Source organism: Micromonospora sp. AMSO1212t (assembly GCF_008868145.1).
In the GTDB taxonomy this organism is placed as follows: Bacteria; Actinomycetota; Actinomycetes; order Mycobacteriales; family Micromonosporaceae; genus Micromonospora; species Micromonospora tulbaghiae.
This window is the reverse complement of record NZ_WBKS01000089.1, coordinates 1-24,426: the sequence shown is the minus strand read 5'-3', so window position 1 is coordinate 24,426 and position 24,426 is coordinate 1. Positions and strand designations below refer to the sequence as shown.

The following is a 24,426-nucleotide window of genomic DNA, read 5'->3' as shown; positions in this document are numbered from 1 at the left end:
TGACTCGGGTGTGGCTCGGGGGCGGGCCGGGATGGCTGTGGACCAGGGTGAGGCGGTCGGCGGGCCACTCCGGACCGGCGTATTCGTCCAGGGTCGCCAGGTCGGCGCGCAGGTCTGCCTCGGGCACCCGGTCGCCGGGGCGGGCGATGGTCAGGTGTGGCCGGAACGGCTTGTCGTCGCAGGGCAGCCCGGCTCCGCGCAGCCCGCCGCGGATCGAGCGGGCGAGCGCGTCGAGCGCCTCGACCTCGCCGCGCACGTCCACCCAGAGCACAGTGGACCGGCCCTGACCGAAACTGCCGCCACCGGCGAGGCGTAGCCGCGGGGAGCGAGCCGACCGGGCGGCCGAGGCGAGCGCCGACTCCACATCGGGCAGCCGGACGTCCGGCACCTCACCGAGGAAGGCGAGCGTGAGGTGCAGATTCGCCGGGTCGGCGAGCCGGGCGTGGCGGGCGGACGCGACCCGCAGGCCCTTGATCCGGGCGGTCAGGTCCGCGACCGCCACGGCAGGCGGGTAGATCGCCGCGAAGAGACGCACCCGGTCAGCGGTGCCGCTGGTGGTGCGCGGCGCGGGCGGCCGGCAGGGTCAGCCCGGCGGCGTGCAGCAGCCCTTCGACGCGTACCCGCTCGATCTCCCGGTCGACGCCGTCCAGCTCGGCCAGGTGCTCGGCGATGCCGAGCGCGTGGCAGGCGGCGCGCAGCCGTTCGTCGTACGCCTCGATGACGGCGCCGTGCCACACCACGCTGCGATCGGCGGCGGCGAGCCGGTGACCGCCGAGCCGGCGCAGGTCGGTGGCGAGTTGTTCGAGCGGACGGCGGCCGTCCTTGTCGAACTCGGTGAGGTCGATGTCGCGAGTCAGCGCCTCGGCCTCGATGGCCCGGTCGAGCCGCGCGATGGTACGGCGTTCCCGGCGCTGCTCCCGCCACTCGGCCCATCCGCAGGCGACCCGATCGATGATCTCGTCGGCGCAGAACAGCATCGCGAACAGGGCAGGCAGGCAGCAGACGGCGAGGATCGCCAGAGCCAGCAGCAGTCCCTGCCCCACTTCCACACATCGACGCTAAGCCCTGCCGCACCGGCCCGCCACCCGTTTGGGTAATCGGGCCGGTACGACCGGCTATGTGGGGCTACTTGGCTCCGGGCGACACCACGTAGAAGCGGGGCATGGGCAGCACCCGCATGCGCAGCCGGGCGCCGGAGCGGCGCAGCTGCCAGGTGAGCGCCAGCAGCGCGGCGGTGAGCGAGATCAGACCGCCGGCCCAGATGCTCGCGCCCGCGCCGTACGTCTCGGCGACCCAGCCGATCAGCGGCGCGCCGACCGGGTTGGTGCCCAGGAACACCAGCACCCACAGCGCCATCACCCGTCCCCGGAAGGACGCGTCGACACCGAGCTGTACGCGCTGGTTGGCGGCCTGGGCGAAGTAGATCATGAAGAACCCGGCGGGCAGCAGCAGCGTCACGACCAGCCAGTACGCCGGGGCGAGCCCGACGAGCGTGCCGAAGACCGCGCAGCCGATCGCGGCGCCGAGCACGAGCCAGACCGAGGGCCGGCTGCGCCGTCCGGTGCCGGCCAGCGCCCCGACCAGCGCGCCGGCCGCGAGGGCGGTGCTGAACAGGCCGAACGAGGCGGCGCCGGTGTTGAACACGGTCTTCGCGAGCGCGGCGAGGGTGAGCTGGAAGTTGAACAGGCTCATCCCGATCACCGACATGAGGACCATCGGCAGCAGGATGTCGGGGCGGCGTGCCACGTACCGGAGGCCGTCGACGACCCGGGCCTGGTCCCGCTCGCCGACCGGCGGCAGGTCCTTGCGGTGCAACTCGTCGGTACGCATCCGGACCACGTTGACCAGCGGGGCGATCGAGCTGAGCGCGGTGACCAGGAAGACCGGGCCGACGTCGACGACGGCGATGGCCAGACCGGCGACGGCGGGGCCGACGATCCGGGCGGAGTTGAACACGGCTGCGTTGAGCGAGAGCGCGTTCGGCAGCAGCGGCATGCCGACCAGCTCGGAGACGAACGCCTGGCGGACCGGCGTCTCGACCGCGTTGGCGACGCCGAGCAGGGCGGCGAACGTGAAGACGTGCCAGAGCTGCACCAGGCCGGTGAGGACCAGGACGCTCATGCCCAGCGCGAGCACGGTCCAGAACGCGTTCGCGACGAAGAGCAGCATCCGCTTGTCGTAGCGGTCGGCGAGCCGGCCGGACAGCAGCGTGAGCAGGAGTACGGGCGTGAACTGCAACGCGGTGACCACGCCGAGCGCGGTCGCGGAGTTGTCGCTGAGCTCGAGGACGAGCCAGTCCTGGGCGATGAACATCATCCAGACGCCGATCAGTTTGATCAGCTGTCCGGTGGCGAAGAGTCGATAGTTTCGGACTCGTAGGGACTGGAACATCGTGCTCAGCTTGGCCTGCACTCTAGGTGCGCCTCCTTGCGTCGGTACGCTTCATCCACAGCTGACGAAGCGAACCGCGGGCGGCGGTGTCAGGCGCGAGCGATGCCCTGGAGGATGTCCGCGGCCCGCCGTAGCGTTTCGCGTTCGTCCTCGGTCAGCGCGGCCAGCCGGGTGGCCAGCCACTCGTCACGGGCCTGATCGAACTGTTCGAGCACGGCCCTTCCCCCTTCGGTCGCCGCCAGGATGACCTGCCGTCCGTCGGTCGGGTGGGGGGTACGCTGCACGAGGCCGCGCTCCTCCAACTTCGAGACGATCTTCGTCATCGTGGGCGGCTGCACCCGTTCGACATCAGCCAGTTCCCGCGGCGTGAGGGCGCCCGCCAGATTGAGGCTGGTGAGCGCCGACAGCTGGGTGACCGTGAGGTCGCCGACCGGCCGGGCCTGTCGGACCCGCCGGTTGAGCCGGGTGATCGCATTTCGCAGCTGAGGGGCCAGCTGCGCCGGTGGCACGCGTTTCGCCGTCACCGTCCGCTCCGTCACACTCGTTAGCTTAACTAATGAGCCTGGCTAACGACATGCGTTATGACCAGGCTCACCAGCGTCAGAGCAACACGGACTCGACCGGCCCGCGCAGGAAGTACACGATGAACAGCACGGCGACCCCGTACAGGAGCGGGTGGACCTCGCGGGCCTTACCCTTCGCCACCTTCAGCAGCACGAAGCTGATCACGCCGGCCCCGATGCCGTTGGAGATCGAGTAGGTGAACGGCATGAGCGCGATGGTGAGGAACGCCGGGATGGCGATCTCGTAGTCGGTCCAGTCGATCGTGCGGACCGCCGTCATCATCAGGAAGCCGACCACCACCAGCGCCGTCGAGGCGGCCTCGAACGGCACGATCAGCGACAGCGGCGCCAGGAACATGGCGAGCAGGAACAACGCGCCGGTGACCAGGTTGGCCACCCCGGTCCGGGCGCCCTCCGCGACACCTGCGGCGCTCTCGATGTACGACGTGTTGCTGGACACCGAGGCGGCGCCACCCGCGGCGGCGGCGATCGAGTCGACGAGCAGGATCTCCTTGGCCTTCGGCGGGGTGCCCGTCTCGTCGAGCATGTCCCCCTCCTGGCCGATCGCGACCATCGTGCCCATGGTGTCGAAGAAGTCCGTGATCAGCAGCGTGAAGATGAACATCAGCGGCACCAGCCAGCCGACCCGGCTCCACGAGTTGAGCACGTTGAACTGGCCCAGCAACGACAGGTCGGGCAGGTCCACGATCTGTTTGGGCAGCTCGGGCACGTTCAGCGCCCAGCCCTTCGGGTTCGGCTTGCCGTCGACGAAGGACGGGCCGACGTTGGCGATCGCCTCGACCACGATGGCCAGCACGGTGGAGGCCAGGATGCCGATCAGGATCGCGCCCCGGACCCGGCGTACCACCAGGACCAGCGTGATCAGCAGGCCGACCACGAAGACGAGCATCGGCCAGCTGACGATCTTGCCGTTGATGCCCAGCCCGACCGGCACCGTGGAGTTCGCCGCGTCCGGCACGCGCCGGACGAAACCGGCGTCGACCAGGCCGATGATCGTCAGGAACAGACCGATACCGACGCCGATCGCGGTCTTGAGCTGCGTCGGCACCGAGCGGAACACAGCGGTACGCAGTCCGGTGAGCACGAGGATGCCGATCAGCACACCCTCGATGACCACCAGGCCCATCGCGTCCGCCCAGGTCATCTGCGGCGCGATCTCGTATGCGACGAGCGCGTTCACGCCCAGGCCGGCCGCGAGCGCGATCGGGAACCGGGCCACCACGCCCATCAGGATGGTCATCAGGCCGGCGACGAGCGCGGTCGCCGCGGCGAGCGCCGGAATGGCCAGCGAACGGCCGTCGCCGTCCTTCCCGCTGCCCAGGATCAGCGGGTTCAACACCACGATGTACGCCATCGTGAAGAACGTGGCGAAACCGCCTCGCAGCTCCCGGCTCAGCGTGGACCCACGCTCCGAGATCAGGAAGAAGCGGTCGAAGGCGTTACGTGGATGCGCGGGATCGGGCGGCGTGCCGTGATCCGGCGGCGGAGCAATGGACATCGGGTCCTCATCTAGGTCATCGGCCGGGTTTTGTCGCGCGCATCGTCCCAGATCACCTGGCAGACAGGGAAGAACGATCACGTACGCTGGGCCCGTGTCACAGGAGCAACAGCCGCGGCCGGAGCCGCTCGACCCGCCGATGGTGCCGTTCGCCGTCGCCGGGCTGATCGCCTGGGCGGTGGCCGGCCTGGTGCTACTGGCCTTCTTCCGGGACTGGCTCACCGAATCCGGGCGTCAGAACTGGCTCTGGACCTGCCTGGCCGGTTTCCTGTGGGGCTTCCCCGGCCTGGCGACGATGATGCGGCACGACGCCAACCGGCGTCGCCGCCGCGCGGCCGCCGCACAGCGACAGCCCTGACCCGTCAGGGGTGGCCGTACGGCTCCGCCGGCTCGGCCGTCGCCACCGAGCCCGGTGCCCGGCTGACGGTCATCGCCTCGACCGCGCTGTCGTCGTACACCGTGGGCAGCTCGTCGACGGACGTCTCGGCCGCTTCGATCATCGTCTCCGAGTGCGCGCCGCACCCGTGGTCGGCGCTCACCACCCGGCCGTCGTCCGGGGCGTAGAAGTTGCCGCAGGCGCCGAACGCCAGGCGCAGCGAACCGGCGAGCGGCAGGTAGAAACCGCAGGTGCCGCAGCGGGCGGCGGCCGGCGCGGCGACCGAGATCGCGGCGTCCGGGCCGTGGTCGCCGTCGTACCAGCGCTGGGCGGCCTCGGCGCGGCCCTCCCGGGACAGCACCCGGGCCCGGCCCAGGCCCAGCTCCCAGGCGGTCTCCTCCACGGCCGGGTCGTCGGAGAGCAGGTAGCCGGGGGCGAGCCGCTCGTCGTCGGCCGGGGTGGGCAGCAGGTCGCCCGGGCCCAGGTCGCCCGGCTTGAGCCGCTCCTGCCAGGGCAGCCAGCCCGGAGCGAGCAGCGCGTCCGGGCCGGGCAGCAGCACCGTCTCGCAGATGGTGACGTGCCGGCTGCGCGGCACCCGGGTCACCGTGACGGCCCAGCGCCAGCCGCGGTAACCGGCCATCCGGCATTCGAAGTAGTGGGTGACGACCCGGTCGCCCTCGGCGACCGCCTGGAGATGATCGCCGATGTCGGTCGGCTCCACCTCGGTGATCGCGTCGCGGGCCACCTCGACGGCGGCGGCGCAGACCTGGTCGAGCCGGGGAGCGCGGGCGGAGGCGGGCCTGGTCACCCGACCATTGTTCCCCATGCCCGTCCACGGGCGACAGGCACTCCCCGGAGTCATTGTCTCCGGGTGATGCGGCACACGCCGAGCGGATGGGCGAGGATGGGACGCATGGCGCTGTCCTCCCGCTCCGGCCGCTCCTTCCTCGGGCGGACCGTCGGCACCGGCATCCGCGCCACCCGGCTGCTGCTGCGGGGCTCGCTGCACGGCGGGCGCTGGATGACCCGGCGGGCCGGCACCGCCCGGGCCCGCAGTGCCGGCAACGAGGTGGGCATGGTCCGCCTGTTCGACCTGCACGCCGTCTCCTGCGCCGGTGACACCCTCATCGCGATCGGCCTGGCCGGGACGATCTTCTTCGACGTGCCGCTGGGCGAGGCGCGCAACAAGGTCGCCCTCTACCTGCTGGTGACCATGGTCCCGTTCGCCATGCTCGCCCCGGTGGTCGGCCCGCTGCTCGACCACTTCCGCCACGGCCGGCGGTACGCGCTGGCCACCACCATGCTGGGCCGGGCGTTCCTGGCCTGGCTGATCTCCGACTACATCGGCGGCTTCGGGCTCTACCCGGCGGCGTTCGGCGTGCTCGCGCTCTCCCGGGCGTACGGGGTGGCCCGCTCGGCGGCGGTCCCCCGGCTGCTCCCGGAAGGGCTGGGGCTGTCCCAGGTCGGGGCGCGCGCGAGCGTCTACGGCACGGTGGCCGGTGCGCTCGTCGCGCCGATCGGGCTGGCCGCGTTCTGGTTCGGGCCGCAGTGGCCGCTGCGGGTCGCCTCGGTGATCTTCCTGATCGGCATGGTGATCTCGCTCCGGCTGCCGCCGAAGGCCGACTCCGAGCCGCCGGAGCGGATGCCGCACCCGTTGCGCGCACTGCGCCGCCGCGACGGCGAGCGCCCGCTGGGCCGGGGCCGCCCCAGCGGCCGGCTGGTGATCGCCACGCTGATCGGCGCCGCGGCGCTGCGCGGGCTCTACGGCTTCCTGCTGCTGTTCCTGGCCTTCGCGATCAAGGCCGGTGACCTGACCACCGACTTCTTCGGCCGGGATCTCGGCGCCCAGGGCGCGCTGGGCCTGGTCGGCGGCGCGCTGGCGGTCGGCACGTTCCTGGCCACCGCGATCGGCACCCGTCTGCGCATCCACCGGCCGACGGCGCTCCAGTCCAGCGGCACGATAGTGGTGGCCGGTGTGGCGGTGCTCGCCGCGCTGAAGTTCTCGCTGCCGATGGTGGCGCTGCTCTGCCTGGTGGCCGCGATGATGAGCGGGATCGCCAAGCTGACGGTGGACGCCTCGATCCAGGAACGCATCCCGGAGCGGCTGCGCGCCAGCTCGTTCGCGCACTCGGAGACCGCACTGATGCTGGCGTTCGTGGCCGGGGGCGGGCTCGGGCTGGTGCCGTTCACCGGGCTGATCGGCGTGACGGTCGCCGCCGCGGTGGCCGCGCTGGTGGCCGTACGCGGAGTGCTGGTCGCCGGCAAGCTGCGCGGTGAGCACCTGGCCGGCCGGCCGCTCGGCGACGAGGAGCTGGCGGCGGAGCAGGCCACCCGGGCCGAGGAACCGGCCGCCACCTCGTTCGACGATCCGGCGCCCACGTCACCGGCGCCCCAACGCGCCGGCCCGCCGGACGACGACGGGCTGGCGCCGCCCGGCTTCCACATCTACCGGCCGTCCTCCTCGGTGGGCGGTCCCGGCGCCGTGGAGGACACCGAGCGGCGCGATCCCCGGGGGCCGGTGGCGTGAGCGGCTTGCTCGTGGTCACGGCCGTGCCGGCCGAGGCCGAGGCGATCCGTGCCGGGCTCGCCGCACCGGACCGGACGACATCGCGCGTGACTCCGCCGGATGTGACGGTGCTGCCGGTCGGGGTCGGCCCGGCCGTCGCCGGGGCCGCCACGGCACGGCTGCTGGCGCTGGCCGAGGCGGCCGGGCGGCCGTACCGGGCGGTGGTCAGCGCCGGCATCGCCGGTGGGTTCGCCGGCCGGGTCGCGGTGGGCGGCACGGTGCTCGCCGACCGCAGCGTCGCCGCCGACCTCGGCGCCGAGTCGCCGGGCGGTTTCATCCCGGTCGAGGACCTGGGCATGCCTCCCGAGCTGCTGGGCGGCGGCCGGACCGTGCCCGCCGATCCGGGCCTGCTGGCCCGTCTGCGCGCCGCGCTGCCGGGGGCCACGGTCGGCACGGTGCTCACCGTCAGCACGGTGACCGGCACCGCCGCCAGCACCGCGGCGCTCGCCGAACGGCACCCGGACGCGGTGGCCGAGGCCATGGAGGGGTACGGCGTGGCGGTCGCTGCCGCCCAGGCCGGTGTGCCCTTCGCCGAGCTGCGGACCGTCTCCAACCCGATCGGTCCGCGCGACCGGAGCGCGTGGCGCATGCGCGAGGCGTTCGCCGCGCTCACCGCCGCCGCTGCCGCCCTCCACTGATCTTGTCCACCTGTGGACAAGCCTGTGGACAACTCGTCGGGCTGGGGACGGACGGCCTCAGACCGTGATGACGACCTTGGCTCGCGCGTGCTCGGCTTCGAGGTAGCGGACGGCCTCGGGCACCTCGTGCAGCGCGTAGGTGCGGTCGACGACCGCCGTGAGGCGGCCGGCCTCGGCGTGCTCGCGCAGCGCGTCGAGGTGCGCCCGGCCGGGTGACGTGGCGAGGACGACGACGCGCTGCCGGACGAACGGCGCCAGCAGCCGTCCCCGCGCCAGCAGCCCGATGGGGCCGAGCAGGCTGCCGCCGCGGTAGACGCCGCCGCCGGAGAGCACGAGCGTCCCGGCCGGCGTGAGCGCGCGCCGCAGCGCGGTCAGGGAGCGGTTGCCGACCAGGTCGAACACCACGTCGTGGCGGTCTCCCGCGCCGGTGAAGTCGTCGCGGGTGTAGTCGACCACGTGGTCCGCGCCGAGCGAGCGGACCAGCGCGACGTTGCGGGTGCTGCACACGCCGGTCACCGTCGCGCCGAGCGCCTTCGCCAGCTGGACGGCGAGCGTGCCGACACCGCCGGAGGCCCCGTTGATCAGGACGCGGTGACCGGGCCGGACCTGCCCGGCGTCGCGCAGCCCCTGGAGCGCGGTGACGCCTGCCAGCGGCAGGGCCGCCGCCTGCGCCGGCGTCAGGTTCGCGGGACGCGGCGCGACCAGGTGCTCGGGTACGCGCACGTACTCGGCGAACGCGCCGTCGGCCTCGCCCAGGTCGCCGAAGACGGCGTCGCCGGGGCGTACCTGCCGCACCTGGGCGCCGACGGCCTGGACCCGGCCGGCGAAGTCGCGGCCACGGACGCGGGCCCGGGGCCGCCCGAGGCCGAGCGCCAGCCGCGACAGCCGGGGGTCGCCGCGCATGACGTGCCAGTCGTACGCGTTCAACGCGGCGGCCTCGACCCGGACGAGGACGTCACCGGGGCCGGGCGCGGGCGTCTCGACGTCGGCGAGCGTGAGTGTCTCCGGGGGGCCGTACCGGTCCTGGACGATCGCCTTCATGTCCCACTCCCTCCCAGGTGTACGGCGTACACCCTGATGGAACCAGGCTAGGTGTACGGCGTACACCAGTCAAGGCGGTTACTGTGTCAACGGCCACCGGGAGGACTGGGGACGACATGGCTGAGCAGGTGGAGACGGTGCGCCGGGCACCCCTGACCAGGGATCGCGTCCTGCGTGCCGCCGTCGCGCTCGCCGACCGGACCGGGATCGAGTCGCTCAGCATGCGCAACCTCGCGCAGGATCTGGGCGTCGTGCCGATGGCCCTGTACAAACACGTCACCAACAAGGACGAACTGCTCGACGGCATGATCGACATCGTCGTCGCGGAGATCGACCCGCCGGCCACCGGCGACTGGAAGCAGGCGATCCGCCGCCGCGTCCTGTCGGCGCGGCGGATGCTGCTCCGCCACCCCTGGGCCTCGCTGGCGATCGAGTCCCGGGCCATGGCCACACCGGCCGTGCTCGCCTACCTCGACTCGACTGTCGGCGCGTTGCGGGCGGGCGGGTTCTCCACCGACCTGGCCCACCACGTCATGCACGCGCTGGGCAGCCGGGTGCTGGGCTTCAGCCAGGAACTGTTCGACGCCTCCCGGCAGGCCGGCCGGTCCGGCGCGACGGTGCCCGAGGCGCCGGCCGATCTGCCGCCGGAGATGGCCGCCCGCTTCCCCAACCTCGCGGCCATCGCCACGGCGGCGTCCCACGACGGCGACTCCGTCGTCGGGCCGGGCTGCGACGACCAGTTCGAGTTCGAGTTCGCGCTGGACCTGCTGCTGGACGGCATCGAACGGCTGCACCGGGACGGCTGGACGTCACACCGGACGCCGTGACGGGCGGGCCGGGCGCCGGGGTTACGGTGGGACCGTGGCGCTCTCCCTGGCGATCTCCCCCTGCCCCAACGACACGTTCGTCTTCGACGCCCTGGTGCACGGCCGGGTGCCGGGTGCGCCGCCGGTGGAGGTGACCTACGCGGACGTCGACGTCACGAACACCGCCGCCGAGCGGGGCGCGTTCGACCTGGTGAAGGTCAGCTACGCCGCGCTGCCCTGGCTGCTCGACGACTACCACCTGCTGCCCTGCGGCGGCGCGCTGGGCCGCGGCTGCGGCCCGCTGGTGCTGACCCGGGGTGACCGGACCGACCTGTCCGGCGCGACGGTGGCGGTGCCCGGCGAGCGGACCACCGCGTACCTGCTGTTCCGCCTCTGGGCGGCCGACCAGGCCCCGGCGCGCATCGAGGTGGTGCCGTTCCACGAGATCATACCGGGCGTGGCCGCCGGCCGGTACGACGCGGGCCTCGTCATCCACGAGGCGCGCTTCACCTACCCGCGGCACGGGCTGACCGCTCTGGTCGACCTGGGCGAGTGGTGGGAGGGCGACACCGGGCTACCGATCCCGCTCGGCGCGATCCTGGCCCGCCGGGGCACTCTCGACCCGGTCGAGGCCGCCGCGTGGATCCGCGAGTCGGTACGCCAGGCGTGGGCCGACCCGGAGGCCAGCCGCGAGTACGTCCTCGCGCACGCGCAGGAGATGGAGCCCGACGTGGTGGACCGGCACATCGGCCTCTACGTCAACGAGTTCACCGCCGACCTGGGAGAGGCCGGCTTCGCCGCCGTGGAGGCGCTGCTGGGCCGGGCCGCCGACGCCGGGCTCGTGCCTCAGACCTCCAGCTCGCGCGCCACCGCGTGGACCAGCTGAGCGATCTTCTGGGCAGCCTTGCGGTCCGGGAAGCGACCCCGGCGCAGGTCCGGCTGCACCTTCGCCTCCAGCACCTTGATCATGTCTTCCACCAGGCCGTGAAGTTCCTCCGCCGGCCGGCGGCGCAGCTCCGCCACCGACGGCGGGGCCTCCAGCAGCTTGACCCCCATCGCCTGGGCGCCCCGCCGGCTGTCCACCACGCTGAAATCGACCCGCTGGCCACCCTTCAGGTCGGCGACACCCGCCGGTAGCGCGCCCTTCGGCAGGAACACGTCGCCACCCTCGTCACTGGTGACGAACCCGTACCCCTTGGCGGCGTCGTACCACTTCACTCGACCCGTCGGCACCTGTTGAACCCCGCTCCACTCGAACCGTCTACCCCTCCAAGGCTAGCCCGATGATCCGGTCCAGCGCCCTCGGGAATTCGACGAGATCATCAAGCACCAGGTACGCCCCGGCCTCGGTCAGTTCGGCGGCCGAGCAGGGGCCGGTCGCCACTGCCACGCCCGGGATTCCCGCGGCCCGCGCGGCGGCCATGTCGGCCACGTGGTCGCCCACGTACAGCGTCGCGCCGTGCTCCCGCAACGCGACCGCCTTCTGCTCGGCGAACACGTCCCCGGCCAGCTCGTCCACGGGCAGCCCGAGGTGGTCCAGGTGCAGCTTCGCCAGCCGGCCCATCTTCGCCGTCACCACCATCGTCCGGCCGCCGCGCGCCTGCACCCCGCGCAGCGCGGCCTCCGCACCCGGCATCGGCACGGTCGGGGTGATCGCGTATGCCGGATACAGCTCCCGGTAGAGCGTCACCGCCTCCTCCACCCGCTCCGGCGGGAACCAGTGCGCCAGCTCGGTACGCAGCGGCGGGCCCAGCCGCGAGACGGCCAGTTCCCCGTCCACGTGCACGCCCGTGCGCGCGGTCAGCGCCCGGAACGCGGCGGCGATCCCGGGGCGGGAGTCGACCAGGGTCATGTCGAGGTCGAAGCCGACCATCAGCGGAGGCATGCCGAGAACCTACCCAGCGGGCTAGCGTGGTACGACGATGACCACCTCACTCGCCGACCACCTGCGGGCCCTCCCCGACGAGTCGCTTGCCGCCCTGCTCCAGCTGCGGCCGGACCTCGTCGTGCCGGTGCCGGCCGACGTGTCCGCCCTCGCCCTGCGCGCCCAGTCCCGGGTCTCCGTGGCCCGGGCGCTCGACGGGCTGGACCAGTTCACCCTCCAGATCCTCGACGCCGCCCGGCTCACCCGGGGCCCCGAGGGCGCCACCTCCACCGACCAGATCCTGGCCATGGCCACCGCCGGGCCGCAGCCGCCCGCACCGACGGCGGTCCGCGCCGCCGTCGACCGGCTCCGGGCCCGGTTCCTGCTGTACGGCCCCGAGCACGACCTGTGCGTGGCCGGCGGCATCGACGAGGTGTCCCCGTACCCGGCAGGGCTGGGCCGACCGGCGGCCGAGCTGGACCCGCGCGCGGCGGCGCTCTGCGCGGACCCGGCGAAGCTGCGACGGACGCTGCTGTCCGCGCCGCCCTCGGCCCGCGCGGTCCTGGACCGGCTCGCCGCCGGGCCACCGGTCGGGACCGTGGCCCCCGGTGCGCTGGAGGCCCCCGCCACCGGCGCCGAGGACGTGCTCCCGCCCGACCTCGTAAACGGCGGCGCGCCGACCGGCTCCCCGATCCGCTGGCTCGTCGAGCACCGGCTGCTGGTGCGAATGTCGGGCGGCCGCAACGGCACAGTCGAACTGCCCCGCGAGGTGGGCCTCGTGCTGCGCCGCGACTCCGGCCCGCTCGGCCCGCTGCGCACCAGCCCGCCGGTGGTCTCCGGCCCGCCCCGCGAGGTCAAGTCCGTCGACTCGGCCGGGGCCGGGCAGACCATGGAGGTGGTCCGGCACACCGAGGCGATGCTGGAGGCGCTGACCGCGGAGCCGGCGCCGGTGCTGCGTTCCGGTGGCGTCGGCGTCCGCGACCTGCGCCGGCTCGCCCGTGGCCTAGGGCTGGACGAGCCGGCCACCGCACTGCTGTTCGAGGTGGCGTACGCGGCCGGGCTGACCGGGGAGATGGAGCTGAGCGGCGCGGCCACCACCCGGTACGGCGGCGACCAGCAGATCCTGCCCACCGGCGGGTACGAAGTGTGGCGCGCGGCGTCGCTGGCCCAGCGCTGGGAGCAGCTCGCCCGCGCCTGGATGTCGATGCCCCGCCAGGCCGGCCTGATCGGGCAGCGCGACGACCGGGACCGGCCCATCTCGGTGCTCTCCGCCGAGGCGGAACGGGCCGGCGCGCCGGCCGCCCGGCGCGCGGTGCTGGCCGTGCTGGCCGACCTGCCACCCGGTACCGCACCGACCACCGACGAGGTGCTGGAGCTGCTGGACTGGCGCGCTCCCCGGCGGGCCCGGGGGCGGGAGACGGCGCACCGGGAGGTGCTGGCCGAGGCCGCCACGCTGGGCGTGACCGGGCTCGGCGCGCTCACCTCGTACGGGCGGCTGCTGCTCGCCGAGCTGACCGAGGCCGACGAGCGCGGTGACGACCCGCTCGGGCTGCGCTCCGACGCCGAGTCGGGCGACGCGTCGACGACCGTACGGGCGCTGGACGGGCTGCTGCCCGCGCCGGTCGACCACGTGCTGGTGCAGGCCGACCTGACAGTGGTGGTGCCCGGACCGCCCGACCCGGCGCTCGCCGGCGAGCTGGACGTGGTGGCCGAACACGAGTCGGCGGGCGGAGCCAGCGTGCACCGGGTCACCACGGCGAGCATCCGGCGGGCGCTCGACGCCGGGTACACCGCGGACGACCTGCACGCGCTGTTCCGCCGCCGGTCGCGTACCGCGGTGCCGCAGGGCCTGACCTATCTGGTCGACGACGTGGCCCGCAAGCACGGCGGGCTGCGCGTCGGGGCGGCCGGCGCGTACGTGCGCAGCGACGACGAGGCGCTGCTCAGCGAGGTGCAGGCGGACCGGCGACTGGAGCCGCTGGCGTTCCGCCGGCTCGCGCCCACGGTGCTCGTCACGCCGTACCAGGTCAACCGGATGCTGACCGCGTTGCGCGACGCCGGGTACGCCCCGGTGCCCGAGGACGCCAGCGGAGCGATGGTGCTGGCGCGGACGAAGACCCGGCGGGCGCCGACCCGTACCGCGATCGGCCGTGCGGTGGATCCGCTCGCCACGCCGAAGCTGCCGATGCCCCGCCTGCTCGGCGTGGTGGAGCAGATCCGCCGGGGCGAGGCGGCGGCCCGTGCGGCACGGCGGGCCCCGGCGGTGGTCCGCGGCGCCCCGGCGGCGGGTGGGCCCACGCCTGTGTCCGGGCACGGCGACGCGCTGGCGGTGCTCCAGCAGGCGGTACGGGACAAGGCGCTGGTCTGGGTGGGCTACGTCGACGCGCACGGGGCGACCGCGTCCCGGCTGGTCCGCCCGGTGTCCATCGGCGCCGGCTACCTGCGCGCCGAGGACGACCGGACGGAGATGCTGCACACGTTCGCGCTGCACCGGATCACGGCCGCCGTGCTGGAGGAGTGAGCTACTCCCCGTTGCGCCGCAGCGTGCTGATCACCGACACGGCCAGCAGCAACGCGAACGCGGCACCGGCCGACTCGCCCACCGAGTCGACGAAGCCCTGCTGCTGCACCAGCAGCCCGAACAGGAACCAGCCGAACACCCCCGCTGCGGCGGCCGCGTAGGCGAGCAGGACCGCCGTGGGCACCTCCTGCTGCCGCGTCCGCTCGTCCGCGGGAAGCACGTCCTGGTCAACGGTCATGACAGTCCCTCCCCGTCCCGGCATGGACCCGGCTTCCAGGGTTGCACCAACCGGAGCGCGCGGACAGGGGTTAAAACCCTGATCCGGGCGGTCCGGTCACGGGTAGGGGCGGGCTCGGCTGCCGTGCCGGCCGGTTCAGGTGCCGGGGCGGCGGCCGATCACGACCACGCGGGTGCCGACCGAGCCCAGCTCCCACAGGCGCACCGCGTCGCGGTGCAGCAGGTTGACGCAGCCGTGCGAGCCGATCGCGCCGTTGTGCAGGTAGGTGGTGGTCTCGTGGAAGCCGATCCCGCCGTTGAACTGCTGCCAGTACGGCAGCCACACCTCGTACGGGTTGGACCACTCGCGCGGGTTCTTCCGGCCCACCGAGTACGTGCCGGCCGGGGTGGCGTAGCCGGACATGCCCGTACGGGTGACTGTCGGGCCCATCACCACGGTGCCGCCGCGCATCGCCCAGACCGTCTGCCGGGTCAGGTCGACGCAGAAGGTGAGCCGGGAACCGGCCTTGCACCGCGCGGTGTCGGTGCCGGCGAGCCGCTTCGCCACGTCGTAGGTGGTGGGGCCGGCACGGCCGGAGGACGGGCTGATCCCGTACCGGATCTGGAACTTCTTGATCGCGGCGCAGTCGGCGGCGGACTGCTCGCCGTCCACTGTCAGCGTCCCGAAGCCGCCCAGCCGGGTCAGGTAGGTCTCCACGGCCCGCTGGTGCTCCCCCTGCGGGCACCCGGCGGACGCGCTGGGCTTCGGCTTGGGCTTCGTCGTCTTCGTCGCTTCGGGCGACCGGGAGGGTTTCGGCGAGGCCGTCCGGCTCGGCTGCGCCGACGGGGACGTGACCGGCTGTTCCGGCGTTGGCGACGCGCTCGCCCCCGATGCTCCCTCCGTCAGCCCGACCGGGCCGGGGGTGCTCCCCCCGGCGCCGTCCGCCTGCGGATCGAGCGCGCAGGCGCCGACACCGACCAGCACGACCACTGCCAGGGCGGTGGCCCGGGCGAGAATCCGGACACGCTGCATGGGCCCTCCCTGGACAGTTGTCCCGCTTGCTAGACGTGTGGGACGAGTATGACGTTGCCTGTCCAGCGAGACTTTTTTGCGGCACCCTCCGGCGTGCAACACTGGATGGTCGGCCTGCGGCAGGTCAGCCGGGGTGGCGACGGGGTACCGGGCGGCGGGGTTCCGGGCGATGCGAGAGGACGCTGGCGTGAGCGGTGGACCACTGATCGTGCAGTCGGACAAGACGCTGCTGCTGGAGGTGGATCACCCCGACGCGCAGGCATGCCGGATGGCGATCGCGCCGTTCGCCGAGCTGGAACGCTCCCCCGAGCACGTGCACACCTACCGGCTCACGCCGCTGGGCCTGTGGAACGCCCGGGCCGCCGGCCACGACGCCGAGGGCGTCGTCGACTCGCTGATCAAGTATTCGCGCTACCCGGTGCCGCACGGCCTGCTCGTCGACGTGGCCGAGACGATGGACCGGTACGGCCGGCTCCAGCTCGCCAACGACCCGGTGCACGGCCTGGTGCTGCGCGCGCTGGACCGGGTGGTGCTGATCGAGGTGGCGAAGAGCAAGAAGCTCGCCGGCATGCTCGGCGCGAAGCTCGACGACGACACCGTCGCGGTGCACCCGTCCGAGCGGGGACGGCTCAAGCAGGCGCTGCTCAAGCTGGGCTGGCCGGCCGAGGACCTCGCCGGGTACGTGGACGGCGAGGCGCACCCGATCGAGCTGGCCGAGTCCGGCAAGGACGGCGGAAAGCCGTGGACGCTGCGGTCGTACCAGCGGGAGGCCGTGGAGGCGTTCTGGGCCGGCGGGTCCGGCGTGGTGGTCCTGCCCTGCGGCGCCGGCAAGACGCTCGTCGGGGCGGCGGCGATGGCCGAGGCGAAGGCGACCACGCTGATCCTGGTCACCAACACGGTGGCGGGACGGCAGTGGAAGCGGGAGTTGATCGCCCGCACGTCGCTGACCGAGGAGGAGATCGGCGAGTACTCGGGCGAGCGCAAGGAGATCCGCCCGGTCACCATCGCCACGTACCAGGTGCTCACCGCGCGGCGCGGCGGCGCGTTCACCCACCTGGACCTGTTCGGCGCCCGTGACTGGGGCCTGGTCGTCTACGACGAGGTGCACCTGCTGCCCGCGCCGATCTTCCGCTTCACGGCGGACCTCCAGGCCCGCCGCCGGCTCGGCCTCACCGCGACTCTGGTACGCGAGGACGGCCGGGAGGGCGACGTGTTCAGCCTGATCGGCCCGAAGCGGTACGACGCGCCGTGGAAGGACATCGAGCAGCAGGGCTGGATCGCCCCGGCGGAGTGCACCGAGGTACGGGTCACGCTCACCGACGCCGAGCGGCTGGCGTACGCGACGGCGGAGGCCGAGGAGCGCTACCGGATGGCGGCCACCGCCCGCACCAAACTGCCTGTGGTGCGGGCTCTGGTGGACCGGCACCCGTCCGAGCAGGTCCTCGTCATCGGCGGGTTCCTCGACCAGTTGCACCAGCTCGGCGAATACCTGGACGCGCCGATCGTGCAGGGCTCCACCACGAATAAGGAACGTGAGCGGCTGTTCGACGCGTTCCGCTCCGGCGAGGTGCGGACCCTGGTGATCTCCAAGGTCGGGAACTTCTCCATCGACCTGCCGGAGGCGGCGGTTGCGATCCAGGTGTCCGGCACGTTCGGCTCCCGGCAGGAGGAGGCGCAACGGCTGGGCCGGGTGCTGCGCCCGAAGGCGGACGGCCGGCAGGCGCACTTCTACACGGTGGTCTCCCGGGACACCATTGACACCGAGTACGCGGCGCACCGGCAGCGGTTCCTGGCCGAGCAGGGGTATGCGTACACGATTGTCGACGCCGACGACGTCCTCGGCCCGAAGTTGCCGACCGTCGACTGAGATCTTGTCGCGCCCGTTCGGCTGGTCCGCTCAGATCGTCAACAGACCTCCGTTTCGGGTCTGGTCCTTCACCGCGATCAGGTTTGCGACGACGTACGGGATGTTGTTCGCCTGGTGGAAATCGCTCGGGAAGTACGTGCCCAGGCGAGACACCTGGAATCGGCAGCGGATCTCCGGCACGAAGCGTGCGTACTGGTCGTTGGTGAAATACCAGAACGAGTTCTCGTTGTAGAACGCGACGTGCGTCGGGTCCTGGTACGCGCCCCGTCCGTCCGAACTGGGCGTCAGGGACAGCAGCAACCCGTTCGGGGCGAGGACCCGGTACAACTCGTTGAAGATCCCGATCTTGTCCGGGACGTGCTCGAGGAAGTCGACCGCCCGGATCACCCCGACGCTGTTGTCCGGCAGGTCGATCCCCTTCGTGACGTCACAGACGATGTCCACGCCGTCTCCGGCGCGGCGATCCAGCCCGAGGAACCCCTCCGGCTTGTTGTGTGCCGCTCCCATGTCCAGGGCCAGCAGGTCCAGCCGTTTCGCCCAGGCCAACGCGTTGAACTGGATGTTGCGGTCGTAAATCTCCACGGACCGCCGCTGGATGCGCGCGTTGACCTCAGGGTCGCGCTGGGTGTTGCGGGTGTGCATCCGTTGCAGGTAAAGGCACTTGGGGATCTGGTGGAACTCGGCCGCCTGGTACAGCCGACACATCAGGTCGAGGTCGTCGGCCACGTCGAGTTCCTCGTTGTAGCCGCCCACCTTCTCGTACAGATCCCGTCGGAACGCCCGGACGTGGTTCGGGGCGTACCAGATGTAGCTGACGTTGTGCGGCGTCGGCTCCAGCGAGTAGCAGGCCAACACCTCACGCCCGTCGACCCGCTCGTCGCGGTAGCGCCACCCGTGCGCGGCGGCGAACCGCGAGTCGTCCCGGCCGCCGTCCTCGCAGATCTGGGCCGTGTCGCTGTAGACGAAGCCCACCCCGGGGTTCGCGTCGAAGGCGGCCACGACCTCCGCCAGACAGTCGCTGCTGAGCAGGTCGTCGTCGTCGAGTTCGACGAGGATGTCCCCGTACGCCTCGGCGCAGGCCTGTCGCTTCACCGCACCGACACCGGACAGCCCGTCCCGCACCAGGAGGCGGATCCGTGGATCGTTCGCCTCGGGGCGCCACCGGGTGCCCTGGTTGAGAATGACCACCCATTCCCAGTCCGCGTACGTCTGCGCCAGCAGAGACTGCAAACAATCGTCCAGGAAGCGGGTCCGGTTGCTACCCGTGAAAACCGTGACGTGTGGCGCCTTCACCACGCGATCACCTCTTTGCCTTCTGCGGGCGGAAGTCCTCGGGGACCGCCGATGCCAGCTTCGGATCTGCATCGATCGCCGACGCGAACGCCTTCCGGGCACCCGTCCGGTCGTTCTGCTTGACGAGCATCAACCCCAGCCGCAGGTACGCCGTGGAAGCGCCCTCGTCGGCACCGACGATCTTGCGGTACAGCGCGACCGCCTCGTCCGGCTCCGCCTCCTCCAACAGGATCGCCTTGTTGTAGAGGGCGGGCCGGTAGGAGCCGTCGATCTGCAGCGCCTTGTCGTAGGCCGCCACCGCTTCGTCGGTTGCGTCACGGGACTGGGCGAGGTAGCCGAGGTTGAACCAGGCGAACTTGTTGTCCCCCTGAAGCGCGACCACCTTCTCGAAGGTTGCCTTCGCCTCGTCGGACTTGCCGGCCTGACCCTGCTCGATACCTTCCTGGAGCAGGACCTTCGGGTCCCCCTGTGCGGCCCCTGGAGCGACGGTCCCGCCGGATCCCTTCGTTGCGGGTGTCTTGTCGTCACTGCACGCACCCACCCCAGCCAGTAGTACGGAGCCGCAGGCAAGTGCGCCGAACACCTGTCGCATTCTCACTGTCTTCCTCTTCCTGCCGATCATTCTGGATGTGTGCTTCGCCGATCACGGTGCGGCGGGCGCGCAGATGACGTAGACGAGGCCGGGCTCTGTCCCCAAGAAGTTGGCCTGCCATCCGACCGGCGTATCTCCGTCTACGAGCGGGGCATCCACGTTCACGGTCCCGTTGGTGATGTAGCCGCCGCCCGTCGCCACTTCGCCGGCGGGGCAGCTGACGCTTTGGAAGCCGGTCGCAGGCTCATCAGAAGAGACGACATGAACGCCCGCCAGGACACCCTGGGCACCCTGTGGACCCTGCGGGCCGCTCGGGCCCTGCGCGCCGGTCACACCCTGTGGCCCTTGCTCACCCTGGAAACCCTGCGGACCCTGCGGACCGGACGAGCCCTGCGGACCCTGTGCGCCGGTCACACCCTGCGGACCCTGCGGACCCTGCGCACCCTGCGCACCGGGCGAGCCGGCCACACCCTGCGGACCCTGCTCGCCCTGCGGGCCAGGCGCGCCGGTCGCACCCTGCTCACCCTGGAAACCCTGCGGACCCTGCGCGCCCGTCACACCCTGCGGACCCTGCGGACCCTGCGCACCCGGCGAACCCTGCGCACCGGGCGAGCCGGCCACACCCTGCGGACCCTGCTCGCCCTGCGGGCCAGGCGCGCCGGTCGCACCCTGCTCACCCTGGAAACCCTGCGGACCCTGCGCACCGGGCGAGCCGGCCACACCCTGCGGACCCTGCTCGCCCTGCGGGCCAGGCGCGCCGGTCGCACCCTGTGGACCCTGCTCACCCTGGAAACCCTGCGGACCCTGCGCACCGGGCGAGCCGGCCACACCCTGCGGACCCTGCTCGCCCTGCGGGCCAGGCGCGCCGGTCGCACCCTGTGGACCCTGCTCACCCTGAAAACCCTGCGGACCCTGCGCACCGGGCGAGCCGGCCACACCCTGCGGACCCTGCTCGCCCTGCGGGCCAGGCGCGCCGGTCGCACCCTGTGGACCCTGCTCACCCTGAAAACCCTGCGGACCCTGCGCACCGGGCGAGCCGGCCACACCCTGCGGACCCTGCTCGCCCTGCGGGCCAGGCGCGCCGGTCGCACCCTGTGGACCCTGCTCACCCTGAAAACCCTGCGGACCCTGCGCACCGGGCGAGCCGGCCACACCCTGCGGACCCTGCTCGCCCTGCGGGCCAGGCGCGCCGGTCGCACCCTGTGGACCCTGCTCACCCTGAAAACCCTGCGGACCCTGCGCACCGGGCGAGCCGGCCACACCCTGCGGACCCTGCTCGCCCTGCGGACCGGGTGCGCCAGTCACACCCTGCTCACCCTGAAAACCCTGCGCACCCTGCGCACCCTGCGCACCCTGCGCACCCTGCGCACCCTGCGCACCGGTCGAGCCGGCCACACCCTGCGGACCCTGCTCACCCTGAAAACCCTGCGGGCCGGCAGCACCCTGGAATCCACGTGGGCCACGCCGCCCGCGCTCGCCCTGGGCGCCCTGCGGACCCTGCGGACCCACCTTGCTGCCATCATGGCGGCGCCGACCCGGCTCCTGGTCCTGCCACTGCCAACCCTGCGGATCGGACCATCCGTCGGGGCCGCCGTCTCGCACGAGGGTTGCGCCGGGCTGCCACACGCGCGCCTGCCCGGCCGGCCCGGGCGTGCCCTGGTAGCTGCGCTCGGCGCGGGCGTCGTGGACCACCTCGGCCGCCTGAGCGGGGGTCACGCCGGTGGTCATCCCGGCAATGATCATCACGGAGCTGAAGCCCGACGCGGCCTTGACGTGCCTGAGACTCGCCAGCGGCTTACGTTCCGTTTTTTCCCTCATGTCCCCTCCACCGGAACGGGTCGGCGCATCGCGATCCTGCCCAGGGCGCGCAAAAGTCACAATATCGGCGGCCGCAGTCGATACTGGGCAAAAGTAGTTTTACGCCCAAATACGCATGAGGCATCCAAGAGAGGTCCCTCCCCTGGGCATCGCCTCCGCACGCTGTGTCAGACCACCGCATGACCCCCGGACCCGTTCTTCGTCGACGGGGGTGGCCTGGACGCGCCGCGCCCTGGCCGAGTCGACCGACCGAGCCGAATTGTCCCTATATCTCGGCTGTCAGCACCTGTTCGCCGACTCCGCCTTGCCGACGTACGAACCGGCGCCTGCCGCCCTGCTCACCCAGCGGGTCCTCGACTTCCTCAGACCCCTTGAGCCGCCAGAACTGACCGCCGGACCGAAGGCGGTACGCCGACCACGGCCGCTCCGGCGCCCGCGCGATCCGTGAGGGCAGCATGCGCGGCTGCGCCGGCTACCCGCGCCCGGCCGGCACCGTGCCCGGCCTTCCCCGGGCGGATCGACTTGGCGGAACGCGCGGCGCCCGTGCGCGCACGACCGTCCGATCCCGTACGACCGGCTGACGCTCGCCCGGCGAGAAACGCCGAGGTAGGAGCGGTGGCTCCGAAGGTATGCCTCCGACCCTGATCGCACCGCTGCCGGACAAGCCGGGCCACTACGGACTCGCATTCGGAATCCGGGGACCTCGGGCGGTAGGAGCGGATTCTCGACAAGCTGCCCGCGGCCGACGCCGGGGTCCAAGGTTCAGCCTCATCGACGGGCTGGTCACGGCCGACATGGTTCTCGGCGTGCACACCGCCTGCGGCCGGACACTCAAGGACGTCTTCCAGCGGCACAGGGCCCTGCGCGGCTACCACCAGCACTACCGAGTTCGCCCGCGAGTGCCGGTCGGTGGTGGCGTGGTCGGTGCGGGAGCTGGATGCCACCCTGCCGTTCGCCAGCTGACTCGCGCACGGATTGTCGGGCCGACCCGCGCGGGCTGACCGAGACGGGCCGGCGGGCCGCCGTAGAGCGACCCGCCGGCACCGACTTCCAGTGGGCTACCCGGCGCCGCCGGCGCGGAACGCCACCCAGGCGTCGCTCATCCGGTCGGCCTGGCCCGGGGTGAACATGTTCATGCAGGAGTCCTGCGTGTAGTCCATGAAGTTGTGGATCGGGTCGAGCCCCGGCGCGGTGCAGGTGTCCGCCCCGATCGGGCAGTTGAACTGCGGCGCCGCCTCACGCGGCGTGTCCGCCACGAAGTCGCCGGACGCGGAGCAGCCGTGCGCGAACGTGTGCTCCAGCATCAGCCAGTGCCCGACCTCGTGCGTCAGCGTGTCACCGAGCGCGTACTTGCCGGCCGTGCCGCCCGGCATCGACTCGTCGAGCATCACCACGCCGTCGATGTAGTCGCGGCCGTTGTTGTAGCCCTTCGGGAAGTACGCCCAGCCGAGCAGGCCATCACCGATGTTCGCCGCGTAGACGTTCAGGGTGCGGGAGTCGCCGGTGTAGAGCGCCTTCTTCATGTCCCGCTCGTTCTTGCCCGGCACCACCGTGTACCAGGCACTGTTCACGGTCCAGGTGGTGTCGACGAGCGAGAAGCGGAACGGCGTGTCCGACGCGTCGGCCGCGGTACGACCCGCGAAGGAGTCGTTGAGCACCGTCATCTGCGCCGAGATGAGCGTGTTCCAGCGGGCCTTCTCGGCCGCGCTCAGCTCGTGGTCGGAGATCATGTGGAAGATCGTCGGCACGGTGACGCTGCCGTTGGCCAGGCGCGGCGAGTCCTTGACGACGCCGTACGCCTTGGCTTCGTTCGTCGAGTAGAGCGCCGGCTCCTTGGCGGTGGTGCCCTCGCGTACCCGAGCGGCGCTGTGCGTGTCGGTGCCGGGCTCGCACTCGGCGGCGGGAGAGGCGGTAACGGGTGCGGCCGTGGCCGCGACGGGGGCTCCGCCGGCGGTCAGGAAGGTGGCGGCGGCAGCGACGAGCACTGCCAGGTGGATCGTCGGTTTCCTGTGCATCGTTGCACCTTTCGAGAGGCATGAAAGGAGTACCGACGCGGGGTTGTCAAAGCTGCGGGTCGATGACGTCGTCGTCCCGCCATAAGACCACGTCAATGGGCATCCGCAACAGACCCCGGCGGATCCGTCGACGTCATGACGTCGGCGATGGCGCGCGCCACGCACTCGTAGTCGCGTACCAGCGGCCCGACCAGCGCACGGTCCGGCTCGAAGGCGGCTACCAGTCCGCGTACCAGATCCTGGATGCGCTGGTCCGCGCTGAGCCGCCGCCCCCGGTGCCGGCGCGCGACGCTGTGCCAGCGGCGCAGGCCGACGTCGGCGAGCCGGTCCTGGTGCTCGGGCGCGGGCACCGGGCAGCCGTTCGCCCACAGGTCGGCGAGTGCCCGCACGATCGCCGCCCGGGTCGGGTCAGTCATGGAGGTAGCGGGCGCGGCGGCCGAAGTCGCGGAAACCGAGCCTCCGGTACAGGCCGGCCGCCGGATTGTCGTCGTTGACGCATAGCCACGCGGCGTCCGCGCCCGCGCCGGCGAGGCCGCGCAGCACGCGCGCCACGAGGTACGCCCCGACCCGTCGCCCGCGCCACCCGGGCACGACGCCGACCTGGTCGATCCAGTTGTCGAGCACGGTGACGAAGCCGGCCGCCTCACCGTCCGGTCCGTGCGCCGACAGCGTCAACTCCGGGCGGAAGTCCTCGTCGTCACGCAGGTCGCCCAGCCACTCGCCGGCCGCGGGCTCCACGAAGCCGGGCCGGTCGGCGAACGACGCGCGGTAGGTGGCGAACAGCTCCGGCCCCAGCGTGGCCTGTTCCGCTGTCACGCCGTCCGGCGCCGTGACCTCGGGCAGCGCGTCGAGGTCGTGCCGCAGCACCCACTCCAGGAACGTCCGCGTGTAGCCGCGCGCCGTGAACAAATCCCCCGCGCCCGCGTTCCACGTCTCGGTCGTGACGAGCAGGCCCGCGTCGCCCGCCTGCTCCCCCGCCCAGTCCAGCAGCGCGCCGCCGAGCCCGCGCCCGCGCCACGCCGGGTGCACCAGGCCGGTGGCGGTGGCCGGCGTCCGCCCGGTGCCGACCCCGACGGCCGCGACCAGGTCGCCGCCCGACCAGGCGCCGTGGGTACGCGTCTGCAACAGCCGCGCCCGCGCCAACGAGGTACGCCCGAACAGCGGCAACCCGCCGTCAGCGGCGAGGCACGCCTGCGCCAGCCCGGTCACCGCGGGCAGGTCGTCCTCGCCGAACTCCCGCCAGACCAGCCCGTCGATCCCGCTCACGCCCACTCCCGCCACCCCCGAGCCCGACCCCACGGTCCAAC

24 protein-coding genes are annotated in these 24,426 nt (G+C 72.5%); 8 read left to right on the top strand and 16 right to left on the bottom strand.

Annotated elements, in window-relative coordinates; all coding sequences use genetic code 11:
* The 5 genes from thpR to F8279_RS20695 form a co-directional block, all read right to left on the bottom strand.
* On the bottom strand, nucleotides 1-535 hold a 535-nt coding region (gene thpR / locus F8279_RS20715), incomplete at its 3' end, for an RNA 2',3'-cyclic phosphodiesterase (RefSeq protein ID WP_151500804.1).
* A gap of 4 nt (nucleotides 536-539) precedes the next feature.
* On the bottom strand, nucleotides 540-1,049 hold the full coding sequence (locus F8279_RS20710) for a hypothetical protein (protein ID WP_091414713.1): 510 nt from the start codon (nucleotides 1,047-1,049) through the stop codon (nucleotides 540-542).
* 76 nt (nucleotides 1,050-1,125) lie between these two features.
* Nucleotides 1,126-2,412, bottom strand: coding sequence for an MFS transporter (locus F8279_RS20705; RefSeq protein WP_151500803.1), 1,287 nt, complete (start codon nucleotides 2,410-2,412; stop codon nucleotides 1,126-1,128).
* 68 nt (nucleotides 2,413-2,480) lie between these two features.
* On the bottom strand, nucleotides 2,481-2,930 hold the full coding sequence (locus F8279_RS20700) for a MarR family winged helix-turn-helix transcriptional regulator (RefSeq protein WP_175438602.1): 450 nt from the start codon (nucleotides 2,928-2,930) through the stop codon (nucleotides 2,481-2,483).
* 61 nt (nucleotides 2,931-2,991) lie between these two features.
* Complete coding sequence (locus F8279_RS20695) at nucleotides 2,992-4,473, bottom strand: NCS2 family permease (protein ID WP_091414707.1); 1,482 nt, start codon at nucleotides 4,471-4,473, stop codon at nucleotides 2,992-2,994.
* Nucleotides 4,474-4,567: 94 nt separating this feature from the next.
* Between F8279_RS20695 and F8279_RS20690 the strand changes: the two genes are divergently transcribed.
* Nucleotides 4,568-4,831, top strand: coding sequence for a DUF2530 domain-containing protein (locus tag F8279_RS20690; RefSeq protein WP_091414704.1), 264 nt, complete (start codon nucleotides 4,568-4,570; stop codon nucleotides 4,829-4,831).
* 4 nt (nucleotides 4,832-4,835) lie between these two features.
* Here the strand turns inward: F8279_RS20690 and F8279_RS20685 are convergent, their stop codons facing one another.
* Nucleotides 4,836-5,675, bottom strand: a complete 840-nt coding sequence (locus F8279_RS20685) for a DUF3027 domain-containing protein (protein WP_151500802.1) — start codon at nucleotides 5,673-5,675, stop codon at nucleotides 4,836-4,838.
* 87 nt (nucleotides 5,676-5,762) lie between these two features.
* Here F8279_RS20685 and F8279_RS20680 point away from each other — a divergent pair, with 87 nt between their 5' ends.
* Entirely contained in the window at nucleotides 5,763-7,376 is a 1,614-nt protein-coding gene (locus F8279_RS20680) for an MFS transporter (protein ID WP_151500801.1), read from the top strand.
* The gene (locus tag F8279_RS20675; RefSeq protein WP_151500800.1) at nucleotides 7,373-8,053 is read left to right on the top strand and encodes a futalosine hydrolase; all 681 of its coding nucleotides are present in this window, start codon (nucleotides 7,373-7,375) and stop codon (nucleotides 8,051-8,053) included. The genes F8279_RS20680 and F8279_RS20675 overlap by 4 nt, the downstream gene beginning before the upstream one ends.
* A 57-nt stretch (nucleotides 8,054-8,110) precedes the next feature.
* On the opposite strand, the gene F8279_RS20670 is transcribed toward F8279_RS20675, so the two are convergent.
* Complete coding sequence (locus tag F8279_RS20670; RefSeq protein ID WP_151500799.1) at nucleotides 8,111-9,094, bottom strand: NAD(P)-dependent alcohol dehydrogenase; 984 nt, start codon at nucleotides 9,092-9,094, stop codon at nucleotides 8,111-8,113.
* A gap of 116 nt (nucleotides 9,095-9,210) precedes the next feature.
* Between F8279_RS20670 and F8279_RS20665 the strand changes: the two genes are divergently transcribed.
* On the top strand, nucleotides 9,211-9,921 hold the full coding sequence (locus tag F8279_RS20665) for a TetR/AcrR family transcriptional regulator (protein WP_151500798.1): 711 nt from the start codon (nucleotides 9,211-9,213) through the stop codon (nucleotides 9,919-9,921).
* 34 nt (nucleotides 9,922-9,955) lie between these two features.
* A complete protein-coding gene (locus F8279_RS20660; RefSeq protein ID WP_151500797.1) occupies nucleotides 9,956-10,786 on the top strand; it encodes a 1,4-dihydroxy-6-naphthoate synthase in 831 nt (276 codons plus the stop codon).
* Here the strand turns inward: F8279_RS20660 and F8279_RS20655 are convergent.
* Nucleotides 10,747-11,133: a cold-shock protein gene (locus F8279_RS20655; RefSeq protein WP_073826071.1), complete on the bottom strand. Its 387-nt coding sequence runs from the start codon at nucleotides 11,131-11,133 to the stop codon at nucleotides 10,747-10,749. The two genes, F8279_RS20660 and F8279_RS20655, sit on opposite strands and share 40 nt — an antisense overlap.
* A gap of 28 nt (nucleotides 11,134-11,161) precedes the next feature.
* A complete protein-coding gene (locus F8279_RS20650) occupies nucleotides 11,162-11,785 on the bottom strand; it encodes an HAD family hydrolase (protein WP_091414687.1) in 624 nt (207 codons plus the stop codon).
* A 37-nt stretch (nucleotides 11,786-11,822) separates the two neighbouring features.
* On the opposite strand from F8279_RS20650, the gene F8279_RS20645 reads away from it, so the two are divergent.
* Nucleotides 11,823-14,285, top strand: a complete 2,463-nt coding sequence (locus F8279_RS20645) for a helicase-associated domain-containing protein (protein WP_151500796.1) — start codon at nucleotides 11,823-11,825, stop codon at nucleotides 14,283-14,285.
* Nucleotide 14,286: 1 nt separating this feature from the next.
* On the opposite strand, the gene F8279_RS20640 is transcribed toward F8279_RS20645, so the two are convergent.
* Together F8279_RS20640 and F8279_RS20635 are read right to left on the bottom strand one after the other, a co-directional pair.
* Nucleotides 14,287-14,523: a hypothetical protein gene (locus F8279_RS20640; protein WP_151500795.1), complete on the bottom strand. Its 237-nt coding sequence runs from the start codon at nucleotides 14,521-14,523 to the stop codon at nucleotides 14,287-14,289.
* 135 nt (nucleotides 14,524-14,658) lie between these two features.
* A complete protein-coding gene (locus F8279_RS20635) occupies nucleotides 14,659-15,534 on the bottom strand; it encodes a L,D-transpeptidase family protein (RefSeq protein WP_151500794.1) in 876 nt (291 codons plus the stop codon).
* 187 nt (nucleotides 15,535-15,721) lie between these two features.
* On the opposite strand from F8279_RS20635, the gene F8279_RS20630 reads away from it, so the two are divergent.
* The gene (locus tag F8279_RS20630) at nucleotides 15,722-17,401 is read left to right on the top strand and encodes a DNA repair helicase XPB (RefSeq protein ID WP_151500793.1); all 1,680 of its coding nucleotides are present in this window, start codon (nucleotides 15,722-15,724) and stop codon (nucleotides 17,399-17,401) included.
* 30 nt (nucleotides 17,402-17,431) lie between these two features.
* On the opposite strand, the gene F8279_RS20625 is transcribed toward F8279_RS20630, so the two are convergent.
* Together F8279_RS20625 and F8279_RS20620 are read right to left on the bottom strand one after the other, a co-directional pair.
* The gene (locus tag F8279_RS20625) at nucleotides 17,432-18,694 is read right to left on the bottom strand and encodes a glycosyltransferase (RefSeq protein ID WP_151500805.1); all 1,263 of its coding nucleotides are present in this window, start codon (nucleotides 18,692-18,694) and stop codon (nucleotides 17,432-17,434) included.
* 7 nt (nucleotides 18,695-18,701) lie between these two features.
* Nucleotides 18,702-19,277: a tetratricopeptide repeat protein gene (locus F8279_RS20620; protein ID WP_192580736.1), complete on the bottom strand. Its 576-nt coding sequence runs from the start codon at nucleotides 19,275-19,277 to the stop codon at nucleotides 18,702-18,704.
* A gap of 270 nt (nucleotides 19,278-19,547) precedes the next feature.
* Between F8279_RS20620 and F8279_RS30900 the strand changes: the two genes are divergently transcribed.
* Nucleotides 19,548-21,287, top strand: coding sequence for a hypothetical protein (locus F8279_RS30900; protein ID WP_225853344.1), 1,740 nt, complete (start codon nucleotides 19,548-19,550; stop codon nucleotides 21,285-21,287).
* 875 nt (nucleotides 21,288-22,162) lie between these two features.
* Here F8279_RS30900 and F8279_RS20610 read toward each other — a convergent pair.
* The 3 genes from F8279_RS20610 to F8279_RS20600 all read right to left on the bottom strand — a co-directional run.
* The gene (locus F8279_RS20610; protein WP_091414677.1) at nucleotides 22,163-23,119 is read right to left on the bottom strand and encodes a zinc metalloprotease; all 957 of its coding nucleotides are present in this window, start codon (nucleotides 23,117-23,119) and stop codon (nucleotides 22,163-22,165) included.
* Nucleotides 23,120-23,211: 92 nt separating this feature from the next.
* Entirely contained in the window at nucleotides 23,212-23,535 is a 324-nt protein-coding gene (locus F8279_RS20605) for a hypothetical protein (RefSeq protein ID WP_151500790.1), read from the bottom strand.
* On the bottom strand, nucleotides 23,528-24,426 hold an 899-nt coding region (locus F8279_RS20600), incomplete at its 5' end, for a GNAT family N-acetyltransferase (RefSeq protein ID WP_368668836.1). The genes F8279_RS20605 and F8279_RS20600, both read right to left, overlap by 8 nt.

Bases quoted from the DNA above. Each gene is read 5' to 3' on its own strand.
- F8279_RS20635 (WP_151500794.1), bottom strand. From the start codon at position 15,534: ATGCAGCGTGTCCGGATTCTCGCCCGGGCCACCGCCCTGGCAGTGGTC.
- F8279_RS20610 (WP_091414677.1), bottom strand. From the start codon at position 23,119: ATGCACAGGAAACCGACGATCCACCTGGCAGTGCTCGTCGCTGCCGCC.
- F8279_RS20680 (WP_151500801.1), top strand. From the start codon at position 5,763: ATGGCGCTGTCCTCCCGCTCCGGCCGCTCCTTCCTCGGGCGGACCGTC.
- F8279_RS20645 (WP_151500796.1), top strand. From the start codon at position 11,823: ATGACCACCTCACTCGCCGACCACCTGCGGGCCCTCCCCGACGAGTCG.
- F8279_RS20650 (WP_091414687.1), bottom strand. From the start codon at position 11,785: ATGCCTCCGCTGATGGTCGGCTTCGACCTCGACATGACCCTGGTCGAC.
- F8279_RS20685 (WP_151500802.1), bottom strand. From the start codon at position 5,675: ATGGGGAACAATGGTCGGGTGACCAGGCCCGCCTCCGCCCGCGCTCCC.
- F8279_RS20665 (WP_151500798.1), top strand. From the start codon at position 9,211: ATGGCTGAGCAGGTGGAGACGGTGCGCCGGGCACCCCTGACCAGGGAT.
- F8279_RS20695 (WP_091414707.1), bottom strand. From the start codon at position 4,473: ATGTCCATTGCTCCGCCGCCGGATCACGGCACGCCGCCCGATCCCGCG.
- F8279_RS20640 (WP_151500795.1), bottom strand. From the start codon at position 14,523: ATGACCGTTGACCAGGACGTGCTTCCCGCGGACGAGCGGACGCGGCAG.
- F8279_RS30900 (WP_225853344.1), top strand. From the start codon at position 19,548: ATGAACGCCCGCCAGGACACCCTGGGCACCCTGTGGACCCTGCGGGCC.
- F8279_RS20670 (WP_151500799.1), bottom strand. From the start codon at position 9,094: ATGAAGGCGATCGTCCAGGACCGGTACGGCCCCCCGGAGACACTCACG.
- F8279_RS20605 (WP_151500790.1), bottom strand. From the start codon at position 23,535: ATGACTGACCCGACCCGGGCGGCGATCGTGCGGGCACTCGCCGACCTG.